At 56.2% G+C, this 11,936-nt stretch carries 11 protein-coding genes and 1 rRNA gene; 5 read left to right on the forward strand and 7 right to left on the reverse strand.

The features are described 5' to 3' along the window. The first annotated feature begins 60 nt into the window (after positions 1-60). Positions 61-183: a YshB family small membrane protein gene (locus ACMGG9_RS23325; RefSeq protein WP_015379453.1), complete on the forward strand. Its 123-nt coding sequence runs from the start codon at positions 61-63 to the stop codon at positions 181-183. A 34-nt stretch (positions 184-217) separates the two neighbouring features. Here the strand turns inward: ACMGG9_RS23325 and hemN are convergent, their stop codons facing one another. Together hemN and yihI are read right to left on the reverse strand one after the other, a co-directional pair. Then, the gene (gene hemN / locus ACMGG9_RS23330; protein ID WP_033645172.1) at positions 218-1,591 is read right to left on the reverse strand and encodes an oxygen-independent coproporphyrinogen III oxidase; all 1,374 of its coding nucleotides are present in this window, start codon (positions 1,589-1,591) and stop codon (positions 218-220) included. 182 nt (positions 1,592-1,773) lie between these two features. Further along, entirely contained in the window at positions 1,774-2,316 is a 543-nt protein-coding gene (yihI, locus tag ACMGG9_RS23335) for a Der GTPase-activating protein YihI (RefSeq protein ID WP_015379455.1), read from the reverse strand. 733 nt (positions 2,317-3,049) lie between these two features. On the opposite strand from yihI, the gene yihA reads away from it, so the two are divergent. Continuing rightward, positions 3,050-3,694: a ribosome biogenesis GTP-binding protein YihA/YsxC gene (yihA, locus tag ACMGG9_RS23340; protein ID WP_004931258.1), complete on the forward strand. Its 645-nt coding sequence runs from the start codon at positions 3,050-3,052 to the stop codon at positions 3,692-3,694. Positions 3,695-4,211: 517 nt separating this feature from the next. On the opposite strand, the gene polA is transcribed toward yihA, so the two are convergent. Further along, positions 4,212-7,010 carry a DNA polymerase I gene (polA, locus tag ACMGG9_RS23345; protein ID WP_108682217.1) on the reverse strand — a complete coding sequence of 933 codons (2,799 nt, stop codon included), beginning with the start codon at positions 7,008-7,010 and terminating at the stop codon, positions 4,212-4,214. A gap of 497 nt (positions 7,011-7,507) precedes the next feature. Here polA and ACMGG9_RS23350 point away from each other — a divergent pair, with 497 nt between their 5' ends. Beyond that, positions 7,508-8,404 (forward strand): acyltransferase, encoded by an 897-nt coding sequence (locus ACMGG9_RS23350; RefSeq protein WP_033645170.1) that lies wholly within the window; start codon positions 7,508-7,510, stop codon positions 8,402-8,404. Positions 8,405-8,446: 42 nt separating this feature from the next. Here ACMGG9_RS23350 and dsbA read toward each other — a convergent pair whose 3' ends face one another. The 3 genes from dsbA to ACMGG9_RS23365 form a co-directional block, all read right to left on the reverse strand. Beyond that, positions 8,447-9,070, reverse strand: a complete 624-nt coding sequence (gene dsbA, locus ACMGG9_RS23355; RefSeq protein WP_025304721.1) for a thiol:disulfide interchange protein DsbA — start codon at positions 9,068-9,070, stop codon at positions 8,447-8,449. A gap of 29 nt (positions 9,071-9,099) precedes the next feature. Next, on the reverse strand, positions 9,100-10,086 hold the full coding sequence (locus tag ACMGG9_RS23360; RefSeq protein WP_147881325.1) for a serine/threonine protein kinase: 987 nt from the start codon (positions 10,084-10,086) through the stop codon (positions 9,100-9,102). Positions 10,087-10,184: 98 nt separating this feature from the next. Further along, positions 10,185-10,454 carry a YihD family protein gene (locus tag ACMGG9_RS23365; protein ID WP_004931268.1) on the reverse strand — a complete coding sequence of 90 codons (270 nt, stop codon included), beginning with the start codon at positions 10,452-10,454 and terminating at the stop codon, positions 10,185-10,187. Positions 10,455-10,602: 148 nt separating this feature from the next. Here ACMGG9_RS23365 and mobA point away from each other — a divergent pair, with 148 nt between their 5' ends. Further along, a complete protein-coding gene (mobA, locus tag ACMGG9_RS23370; RefSeq protein ID WP_147881324.1) occupies positions 10,603-11,193 on the forward strand; it encodes a molybdenum cofactor guanylyltransferase MobA in 591 nt (196 codons plus the stop codon). Continuing rightward, on the forward strand, positions 11,190-11,708 hold the full coding sequence (mobB, locus tag ACMGG9_RS23375; protein WP_033652270.1) for a molybdopterin-guanine dinucleotide biosynthesis protein MobB: 519 nt from the start codon (positions 11,190-11,192) through the stop codon (positions 11,706-11,708). The genes mobA and mobB overlap by 4 nt, the downstream gene beginning before the upstream one ends. 72 nt (positions 11,709-11,780) lie before the next feature. Here mobB and rrf read toward each other — a convergent pair. Further along, positions 11,781-11,896, reverse strand: a 5S ribosomal RNA gene (gene rrf, locus ACMGG9_RS23380). Positions 11,897-11,936: the final 40 nt, after the last annotated feature.

Raw genomic sequence — 11,936 nt, forward strand, 5'->3', positions numbered from 1 at the left:
GCAGACTTTACAGCCGGTGCGGGCGCAGTATGATCGTGTCGCACACTCTGGAGGTTGACGATGCTGGACTCATTCATCGTATTCATTTCTCAGGGCGCGGAGCTGGGCTCCGCCGCCAGCCACACCCCGCAGGCGGCGGTCGCCGCGGTGTTGTGCGCCGCGCTGATTAACTTCTTCAGTTAAAAAAACAGCCGCATCAGCGGCTGTTTTTTCATCCTCAGATCACCCGAGAGAACTGCTGGCTGCGCGCCTGTTGCCGCAGATAACGGTCGAAGCACATGCAGATATTGCGGATCAGCAACCGCCCGCGCGGCGTGACGCGAATGCCTTGCTCGTCGCGCTCCACCAGCCCATCGCGTTCAAACGGCGCCAGCAGCTGCAGGTCTTCGGCGAAGTAAGCGGTGAAATCGATGCCGTATTGCCGTTCAAGCGGCTGATACGCCAACCGGAAGTTGCAGATCAACGTTTTGATCAGATCGCGCCGCAGGCAATCGTCGTCCGTCAGCGCCAACCCGCGCCACAGGGCGTTGCCCTGCGCCGGTACGCTCTCATAGTAACGCTTCAGCTCTTTCTGGTTCTGCGCATAGCTGTCGCCAAGCATGCTGATGGCCGACACGCCCAACCCCAGCAGATCGCTGTCGCCCTGGGTGGTGTAGCCCTGGAAATTGCGGTGCAGCTTGCCTTCGCGTTGCGCAATCGCCAGCTCATCGTCCGGGCGTGCAAAGTGATCCATGCCGATAAACTGATAGCCGGCGTCAGTCAGGAACGCGATGCTCTGCTGCAGGATATCCAGCTTCTGCTGCGCGCTGGGCAGATCGGCGTCTTTGATTTTGCGCTGGGCGGCGAATAAATTCGGCATATGCGCGTAGTTGAACACGCTGAGGCGATCGGGATTCAGTTCAGCCACCCGCTGCAGCGTGAAGGCGAAGCTTTCCGGCGTCTGTTTCGGCAGGCCGTAGATCAGATCGATATTGGTCGAGCGGAAGCCCAGCACTTTGGCCCGCTCGATCAGGGCGAAGATAAAGGCTTCATCCTGCTCGCGGTTGACCAACGCCTGCACCTGCTTGTTGAAATCCTGCACCCCCATGCTCAGGCGGTTAAAGCCTTCGGCGCGTAAATGATCGAGCACATCCAGCGCTATCTCGCGCGGATCGACTTCGATCGACATCTCCGCATCGGGCAGAAAATCAAAATGTTCGCGCAGCAGCGCCACCAGCCGGCTGATTTGCGCCTTGTCCAGGTAGGTTGGCGTACCGCCGCCCCAGTGCATCTGGCCAACCTTGCGGCCGGCGAACAGCGGCGCACGGCTGGCGATCTCTTGCGCCAGGACATTCAGGTATTCATCGGCCTTGTGCGTCTGACGCGTCACCAGTTTGTTGCAGCCGCAGAAGTAGCACAGCTTATGGCAGAAAGGGATATGCACGTACAGCGACAGCGGGCGCTCAGGGTAGCGCGCCGCGGCGCGTTGAAACGCCGCTTCGTCGTAGCGCTGGTTAAACTCCAGCGCCGTGGGGTATGAGGTATAACGCGGCCCTGAGTAGTTATATTTTTGGATCAGGGCCAAATCCCAGACAATCGTCTGCTCTGACATGCTCACTCCTTCCGATATCTTTTTCTACCGGGCCGGGAGAGAGGCGGTTGTCTGCGCTGTCTGGCCACGGAAGCGCTGCGAAAACGCGCTTTGCGCTTAGACAGCCGCCATAGTTTACCGAATAACCACAGCAGATAACACATCAAGAGTAGGGCTATTGTCGGGATCAGCCACATGGCGCGTTAAAAAGCGTCCTTCGGGTTGCCGCCTTTCAGCAGCTTCAGAATATCTTCCTGCTTCTCTTCTTCTTCCTCGTCGTCTTCATCGCCCAGCTCGATGCCCAGCACGTCCATCAGCACATCGATGCGATCCAGCGTCTTGTCGACATACGCCTGCTCTTGCGCGTTCAGCGTTTCGCCATCGTCGATGCGATCCAGCAGCGCGTTCAGACGTTCGTCATTTTCCAGCTTCGCCAGCTCTTCTTCCGGCGACAGGCGCGGTTTTGCTTCAGCCTTTGGCTTCGGCTGCGGTTTGGCCTTCACTTTGGTTTCGTCGACCACCAGCGCAACCGGCACTTTACTGCCGATACGCGGATCTTTGGCTTCCGCCGCCGATTTGTTTTTCTGGCTGCCGGACTCGACCTGAGTGCGTGAACCGGAAGCGTGACCGCGGCGTTTTTTCAGGCGTTTGCGCTCACGCGCTTCCTGATCGAGCTCCATACGGCTTTTCTTTTTCGTTTTTGACTTCGCCGCGCTGCCGCGAGGTGCTTTTGATGGCTGGTTCATAGCGTGTGCTCTTAGGTATGTAGATTCAGTATAGAATTGCGGCGGAATCTAGCAGAAAGCGGACAAAGAAAAAGGCGGCAGGTTAAACCTGCCGCCTATTTCGCACCTTCTTGCGAAGGGTATTCCTGTTACGCGCTCCTTGCGTACATGCAACATCCCGGTTTTTCCTTCTGCTATAACCGCATTCCCTGCCACTACGTCCTTCATCCTGAAAGGAAAATCGTCCGTGGCGCAATCCATTCGCATCCGCTCTTCCCGAGCGCGCTTCCTGCGGGCATCCAAACTGCCGATACTTCACCATCCGATGTGCCTGCCGCCTATTCCGGTGCGAAAGGGTCACTTCCTTTTGCGTTCATCCTGGCACTCATTGCACGCCCTGTGCATTCCCTGAGATTTGTCATCCTTCCCGGATGTTCCCTAATCCTGCGCAACCCTGCGTTAACGAGTACTTTACGTTATTGTTGCGAAGGCTCAAGGCACCAGAGGCCGATTTGACTGACATTTCCACACAACGAAAAAACAACACATTGTTTTTAAAAAAGAAAAATAAATATCGCTTTCGAATAAAGCGACATTACCCGCGATTCGAATGGCAAATGTCTCACAACGTACGAGCGGCTTAACCGTCGTTTTATCGCGCCCCGCCGCTTAAAAACGGAGAAACACGCCATTTTTACCGCTGATGCAGTTATAATCGCCAACCAGTTAGCCATCCTCACGGAGACGAAAAATTTTGACCAGCAAGAACTACAACTATCATGTGACCCATTTCGTCACCAGCGCACCCGATATTCGCCATCTTCCGGGGGATGCAGGAATTGAAGTCGCCTTTGCCGGCCGTTCCAACGCCGGTAAATCCAGCGCGCTGAATACGCTGACCAACCAAAAAAGCCTGGCGCGCACCAGTAAGACGCCGGGGCGCACCCAGCTGATTAACCTGTTCGAAGTGGAAGACGGCATTCGTCTGGTCGACCTGCCGGGTTATGGCTACGCCGAAGTGCCGGAAGAAATGAAGCGCAAATGGCAACGCGCGCTGGGCGAATACCTGCAGATGCGCAACAGCCTGAAAGGGCTGGTGGTGCTGATGGATATCCGCCATCCGCTGAAAGATCTCGACCAACAGATGATCCAGTGGGCGGTCGACGTCGGCACGCCGGTACTGGTGTTGCTGACCAAGGCCGACAAGCTGGCCTCCGGCGCACGCAAGGCGCAGCTCAACATGGTGCGTGAAGCGGTGCTGCCGTTTATGGGGGATATCCAGGTCGAAGCCTTCTCATCGCTGAAAAAGATCGGCGTCGACAAGCTGCGCCAGAAGCTGGACACCTGGTTTAACGAGATCCCGCCGGAAGTGCTGCCGGAAGAAGACATCGGCGAATAGGCCCTGATCGCACGTTTGAGCCGATGCCTCGCCGCATCGGCTTTTTTATGCCCGCAGATCGGCCGCAGGCGGGATTTTTCGTTATCTAATTACATTTTTGAAATAAAGCCATCATAAAGACTTATCGCCAAAACGGGCTTGTTTCGCCGAATTACGCGGATTGAGGGAGCGGAAGTTGAAATGAAAGTCGGGGCTGAGCGATAGGAAAAACGTATGGTTTGCTGCTGTTTTTACAATAAAAAACGCCCCAGTCAATACTGACTGGGGCGGCTAAATATTCAGCCAAATCCGATTACGTGAAGTAAAAGGTCTGAAAGATAGAACATCTTACCTCTGTACCCTACGCCTGTAACTCTACATCATTTTTTCGCAGGGCAAAAGAATTTTTTGTAGTTTACTTACACAATTTGAGACGCAAGAACGGCGAAGTTGGGGAAACTATCGCCGCATCTTGTAGCTTAATTACGAAAAGTGCTTAGCTTCTCGCCAGTTAGCGCATACGGCGATAACCCGGCGATCAGTGCGCCTCATCCCAGTTCATGCCGACGCCCACATCGACCTTCAGCGGCACCGCCAGCGTCATGCTGCCTTCCATCAGTTGGCGGATACGTTGGCTGGCTTCGTCGATCACCGACTCGTGCACCTCGAACACCAATTCATCGTGCACCTGCATGATCGCGCGCACCAACGGCTTCTCCTGCCCCTGCAGCCAGGCGTCGACCTCGATCATCGCACGCTTGATGATATCGGCCGCCGTGCCCTGCATCGGGGCGTTGATGGCGGCGCGCTCGGCCGCCTTGCGGCGCATGGCGTTGCTGGAGCGTACGTCCGGCAGATACAGACGGCGGCCGTCCAGCGTGCTGACATAGCCCTGCTCGGAAGCCTGCTGACGGGTGCGCTCCATGTAATCCAGCACGCCCGGGTAACGTTCGAAGTAGAGATCCATATAGCGCTGGGCTTCCCCACGCGGGATCCCCAGCTGACGCGCCAGGCCGAAGGCGCTCATGCCGTAAATCAAACCAAAGTTAATCGCCTTGGCGCTGCGGCGCTGCTCGCCGGTCACTTTATCCAACGGCACGCCGAAAACTTCCGACGCCGTGGCGCGGTGAATGTCTTTCCCTTCGGCGAAGGCCTTCAGCAGCCCTTCATCCTGAGACAGATGCGCCATGATGCGCAGCTCGATCTGCGAGTAGTCGGCCGCGACAATGCGGTAGCCTTCCGGCGCAATAAAGGCCTGGCGAATGCGCCGCCCTTCTTCGTTGCGCACCGGGATGTTCTGCAGGTTCGGATCGCTCGAGGAGAGACGGCCGGTGGCGGTCACCGCCTGATGATACGAGGTATGCACCCGCCCGCTGACCGGATTGATCATCAGCGGCAGCTTGTCGGTATAGGTGGTCTTCAGCTTCGCCAAACCGCGGTATTCCAGAATCACCTTCGGCAGCGGGTAGTCGAGCGCCAGCTCGGCCAGCACTTCTTCGTTGGTGGATGGCGCCCCGCCCGGAGTTTTCTTCAGCACCGGCAGCTTTTGTTTTTCGTACAAGATAGCCTGCAGCTGCTTGGTCGACGCCAGGTTGAACGGCTCTTCCGCCAGCTCGTGGGCCTGCGCCTCCAGCTCAGCCAGACGCTTGGCCAGCTCCTGGGAGTGGGCCGATAAAATGGCCGGATCGATCAGCACCCCGGTGCGTTCAATATGCGACAGCACCGGCAGCAGCGGCATTTCAATCTCGTTGAACACCGTCAGCAGTTCCGCGCTCTGTTTCAGCTGCGGCCACATCGCCAGATGCAGCTGCAGCGTGACATCGGCGTCTTCGGCAGCGTATGGCGCCGCCTGCTCAAGCGCGATCTGATTGAACGTCAGCTGGTTCTTGCCCTTGCCGGCGATCTCTTCGAAGGTGATGGTTTTGTGGCCAAGATAACGATCGGCCAGGCTGTCCATATCATGACGGCCGCCGACGCTGTCCAGCACATAGGACTCCAGCATGGTGTCGTAGGCGATGCCGCGCATCTCGATGCCGTAACGCGCCAGCAGGCTCATGTCGAACTTCAGATTTTGCCCGACCTTGAGCGCTTTCTCGTCTTCCAGCAGCGGCTTGAGCGCCTCCAGCACGTAAGCGCGATCCAGCTGCGCCGGCGCATCCAGATAATCGTGTGCCACCGGCAAATAAGCCGCTTCGCCCGGCGCGATCGCAAAGGACAGGCCGATCAGATTGGCGGTCAGGGTATCCAGGCCATCGGTTTCGGTATCGAAGGCAAACACGTCGGCTTTTTTCAACCGCGCCAGCCAGTCGGTAAAGGTCGCTTCGTCCAGGATGGTGACATAACCGTCCTGAGACAGCTTGGCCTCCGCCAGCGCTTTCGGCGCTTCCGCGGCTACGGCTGGTTTGGCGGCGCCGGCAGCTTTCGCACCCGCGCCTTTCTTGTTTTCCAACCAGACGCCGGCTTCTACGTCCGCCAGCCAGCGTTTGAACTCGTACTGTTTGAACAGCTGTTGCAGCGTGTCGACATCCGGCGCGGAGACCGTCAGGTCCGCACAGGTCAGATCCAGCTCGACGTCGGTTTTGATCGTCGCCAGCTTATAGGAGAGGTACGCGACCTCTTTATTCTGTTCCAGCTTGGCCGCCATGGTTTTGGCACCGCGGAAGCTCAGCGTGGCGATGTTATCCAGATTGCCGTACAGCGCATCCAGGCCGCCGATACCCTGCAGCAACGCCTGGGCGGTTTTCTCGCCCACGCCCGGCACGCCGGGAATGTTGTCCGATGAATCGCCCATCAGCGCCAGGAAGTCGATGATCAGCTCCGGCGGAATGCCGTATTTGTCGCACACTTCCTGCGGGCCGAGGATCGTGTTGTTCATGGTGTTGATCAGGGTGACGTTCGGCGTCACCAGCTGCGCCATGTCTTTGTCGCCGGTGCTGATCAGCACCGCGTGGCCGGCCTTTTCAGCCTCCAGCGCCAGCGTACCGATGACGTCATCCGCCTCTACGCCGGGCGTCACCAACAGCGGCAGGCCCATCGCCTTGACCATGTTGTGCAGCGGCTCGATCTGCGCGCGCAGATCGTCCGGCATCGGCGGCCGGTGCGACTTGTATTCAGCGAACAGATCATCGCGGAAGGTCTTCCCTTTGGCATCAAACACCACGGCAACGTGGCTCGGTTGATACTGCAACAGCAGACTGCGCAGCATATTCAGCACGCCGTACATCGCGCCGGTCGGCTCGCCCGCCGAATTGGTCAGCGGCGGGAAGGCGTGATAAGCGCGGTAGAGGTAAGAGGAACCGTCAACCAGGATTAGTGGGTTTTCTGCAATCTGGGCCATAGCGTTTCTTTATCGTGATCGGACATAGGGGTAAGCATGCCATAGCTGGCCGCCGGAGACGAACCTTAGCGTGCATTGCGGACGAAAATGATGTGATTGTGCGCGAGGATCCGCAAGATCTTACCTGTGGATAACTTTGTGCATAGAAAAGAGACCGAATTATAACGCTGCGATTATCGTTATAACGGCGAATAAAATTCCTATTTAAATCACCGCGTTAAAAGAACGAATTCCGGCGACGCTTAATTATTGGCTTTCATTGGATTTGTGGATATAACTTTCGCCGGATTTTAATCGCACTATTAATCAAATTCGGCGCCTCAATTACCATAGCACAAGCTGGACAAGTTGCACGAAAACTCAGCAAATGGTTATCCGATGAGACGAAAAACAGTGATTTTAAGCGGCGCTTTACCCCGGCGATTTCTGTTAAAATGCGTTTTTGTTCATGCGCTTTGGCATGCAACGATGTTCCCACCAACCGTCAGCCCATAATCATGCCAAGATTGTTAACGCCTGTTATCTTTATCATTTCCGTCATACTTACCATTCTGGTGACGGTGTTATGCTCCATCCCCATCACGCTGGCCGGCATCGTGAAACTCGTGGTGCCCATTCCCGCCGTTTGGCGATATATCTCGGCTTTCGCCGATTTCATGATGTGGTGTTGGTGCCAAGGGCTGGCGCTGTTATTGCGCATTAACGGGCAATTGCGTTGGGATATTGAAGGGCTGGAAGGGTTGGATCGCAAAAACTGGTATCTGCTGATCAGCAACCACGAAAGTTGGTCAGACATTGTCGTGTTATGCGTGCTGTTCAGAAATCATATTCCAATGAATAAGTATTTCCTCAAACAGCAGCTCGCCTGGGTGCCGTTTGTCGGCCTGGCCTGCTGGGCGCTGGACATGCCATTCATGAAGCGTTACTCCCGCGCCTATTTGCTCAAGCACCCGGAAAAACGCGGCAAGGATATCGAAACGACGCGCCGTTCCTGCGAAAAATTCCGCCAGCGCCCAACCACCATCGTCAATTTCGTCGAAGGCTCACGCTTCACCGAAGCCAAGAAAATTAAAAGCAATTCACCTTATCGCAATTTGCTGGCGCCCAAAGCTGCCGGCATCGCGTTTACCCTTAGCGCGCTGGGCAATCAGTTCGACAAAGTGTTGAACGTCACCCTGCTTTATCCGGAAAATAACCAGCGGCCCTTTCTGGATATGCTGTGCGGCCGCCTGACGCGTATCGTGGTGAGAATAGAGACGCTACCGATCGATGAAACCCTGCACGGTGATTATTTCAACGATAAACAGTTCAAGCGGCGCTTCCAGCTGTGGCTGAATACGCTGTGGCAGGAAAAAGACCGGTTGCTGGATAAATTGAAGCGGCAATACGGATAAAAAAACGCCGGCGATGCCGGCGTTTTTCATGTTGAATCAGGCTTATTTCTGCTGGCTGAGGAATTTAACCACATCGGCGAACTGCTTCACGTAAGCGTCCATCGAGCTGGTGTCCAGGCCATCGTTTTTAACCATGTATTTGCCGTTGACGAATACCGCCGGCACGCCGCGCAGCTGCAGATCTTCTGCGGCTTTCTCCTGTTGAACCACCAGAGATTTCACCACGAAGCTGTTCCAGGCCGCGTCATAATCTGCGGCGGTTACGCCCGCTTTCACGAAGACGTTACGGATATCGTCCGGCGTTTGCACGGTCTGGGTTTTCTGCACCGCTTCAAACATCAGCGGGCTTACTTTGTCTTCCACGCCCAGCGCCATCGCGACCGCCCACGCCTGAGTCAGCTGTTTGCCCAACGGCCCCAGGAACTCCACGTGGTACTTGGTCATTTTGGTGCCGGCAGGCAACGCTTTTTTTACGTTCTCGGACACGTGATAGACCTGCTCAAACTGGTAGCAGTGTGGGCAGTAAAAGGAGAAGAACTCCAGCACCTGCGGCTCACCGGTCACCGGCTTGTCCAGGGTCACGTACTGAGTGCCATCGCTAAACTGTGCCGCCGAGGCGCTGAATGCCATCACCATGCCAACGAGCGCCAACCATATTTTTTTCATAAGACTAAACTCTCCATTGTGTTAAAGCTTCAATACATTGGCGTCAGCTGCAGAGGAGGCTCCTGCAACAGCTTAACCTGTTCATTAAACGCCGCAGTCTGAGATAACCAGAAATCAGACTCCGCCATCCACGGAAAACTCTTAGGGAAGGCCGGATCCTGCCAACGGCGAGCGACCCAGGCCAGGTAATACACCATACGCATCGCCCGCAGTGGCTCAATTAACGCCAGCTCGCGCTGATCGAACTCGGCAAATTCGCCGTACGCCTCCAGCAAAACGTCCAGCTGCATCAGTTGGTCGCGACGTTCGCCGTGCAACAGCATCCACAGATCCTGAACCGCAGGGCCGTTGCGCGCGTCATCAAGATCGACGAACAGCGGGCCATCGCGCCACAGAATATTGCCCGGATGGCAATCGCCGTGCAAACGCCGCGGCTGCCAGTTCAGATTCCAGTGTGGCTTGATCGCCGCAATCAGGTTATCCGTCGCCTGCAGAAAGGCATCACGCTGAGCCGCCGGCAACAGCTCGCAATTGGCCAGCGCCTGACGCGGGGCAACAAGATACTCTTCAATCCCCATGGTTGGACGCTCGGCAAACAAACGCTCGCCGCCGACCTGATGGATACGCCCCAGAAAACGGCCTACCCATTCCAACTGCTCCAGATTGTCTATCTCGTATTGCCGGCCCCCCACGCTGGGGAACAGGGCAAAGAAAAAACCGCCGTGCGTATGCAGCGTAGCACCTTGCAGCGCCAACGGCGCCACCGCCGGGATCTCCGCGCCGGCCAGATCCAGAGCGAACTGATGTTCCTCACCGATTTGTGCGGCGCTCCAGCGCTCCGGTCGGTAAAACTTCACCACGTAGCGTCGACGATCCTCGTCCATAAACTGATAGACGCGGTTCTCATAGCTGTTCAGCGCCGTCAGGCCGGAATCGACGCGCACGCCAATCCCTTCTAGCGCGTCCATGATCAAATCGGGCGACAGGGTGTCGAAATTAAAAGCTGAGTTATTCATAACGTTCGTTTGATCGCTGACAGCACGGTGCCGGGAATGAGAAATAGTAGCATTAATGGCGCATTTCACGCGCTATGCTTTCTCGCACCGCACGAGGATCAATCCTTGATAACGCCGCGAGCACGCAGCAACGCCGTTTTAAAATCTTCTTCGTAATCTTTCTTCAGGCCCGGGATCTGATCTGTGCCGGCGCTGCCGCGCATTTTCAGATGGTAAATAAGAATATCGTCGCTCAACTCGGACAACTCGCCCTGGAAGCCCGCTTCCTTCGCCAGCTTTTGCAAAAACTGCATCAAATTGAGATCGGGATCTTCCTGCCAGGCCGGGTGCAACAGCTCGATCAACTCGTTTACGCGATGCGTTTTCATCTCAATATCGTCCAATAGCATGAATAAACTCACAAAGTAACAGGCTTACCCACGCAGTGAAAGAACCGGCTTGTCAATAAAGGTAAATCCTGATGTCGCGCCGGCTTTAGCGCTACAATCAGCGCATCGACAAGGCGGGATAAACGAGATGCATAAAGAAATCAGCGGCGTCATTTTGGCCGGCGGACGGGCCACGCGCATGGGCGGTGAAGACAAAGGCCTGGTGTCGATTGGCGGGATCGCACTCTATCAACACGTATTGGCTCGGTTACGCCCGCAGGTGGCTTCCGTCGCCATCAGCGCCAATCGCAATCAGGCACGTTACCAGGCGAGCGGTTTGCCGGTGATTGGCGATCTGACGCCCGATTTCGCCGGGCCGCTGGCAGGCATGCTGGCCGGGCTCAAACAGGCTCCCAGCGAATGGGTGGTCTTCGTCCCTTGTGATGTCCCCGACTTTCCCGCCGACTTAGTCGCTCAGCTATGGCAGCAAAAAGGCGCGGCGCAGGCGGCCTTTGCCAGCGATGGTGAACGAGATCACCCCACGCTGGCGTTACTGCATAGCCAAATAGCGCCGCAGCTGGCCGACTATCTGGCGCGCGGTGAACGCAAGCTGATGCTGTTCTTGCATCAAATTGGCGCACAACGCGTAGTGTTCAACGGGCAGCAAGCGGCATTTCATAACCTGAATACGCCGGCTGACTGCCTGAATTGGCAACAAACGCGAGAGCTCAAAAAATGAATCGTTCATTGCCTCCCTTGCTGGCCATCGGCGCCTACAGCGGAACGGGGAAAACGACCCTGCTCAAACAGCTGATCCCGTTGCTGAAACAACGCCAGGTAAGGATTGGACTGATCAAACATACGCATCACGACATGGATGTGGATACGCCGGGTAAAGACAGCTATGAGCTGCGTAAAGCAGGCGCCGAGCAAACGCTGGTCGCCAGCGATCGTCGCTGGGCATTAATGACCGAAACGCCGGAGCAACAACCTTTGGATCTGCGCTATCTGGCTGGGCGCTTTGACGCCGATAAGGTCGACTTGATTCTGGTGGAAGGGTTCAAACATGAGCCGGTCAGCAAGATCCTGCTTTATCGGGCCGAGATCGGCAGGCCGTTGGAAGACATGCTGGATCAGTTTGTCGTCGCGGTAGCCAGCGATCGACCGCTATCCATTTCGGCTAAGCAGCTGGATCTCAATCAACCGGAAAGCATCGCCGACTTTATTGTCGAGTGGTTGAAAGGCGCAGCGTAGCTGCGCTTTTTTGCGTTTTACGCATAGCAAAAAGCCCTGAACGTCAGTTCAGGGCTTTCAGCTTTGTTTGATGCCTGGCAGTGTCCTACTCTCGCATGGGGAGACCCCACACTACCATCGGCGCTACGGCGTTTCACTTCTGAGTTCGGCATGGGGTCAGGTGGGACCACCGCGCTATTGCCGCCAGGCAAATTCTGTTTCATTCCAACCGCCTCACTTCCGTGAAGC

Origin of the sequence: Serratia sp. BNK-10 (assembly GCF_047456065.1) — a bacterium.
GTDB classification, from domain to species: Bacteria; Pseudomonadota; Gammaproteobacteria; order Enterobacterales; family Enterobacteriaceae; genus Serratia; species Serratia ureilytica.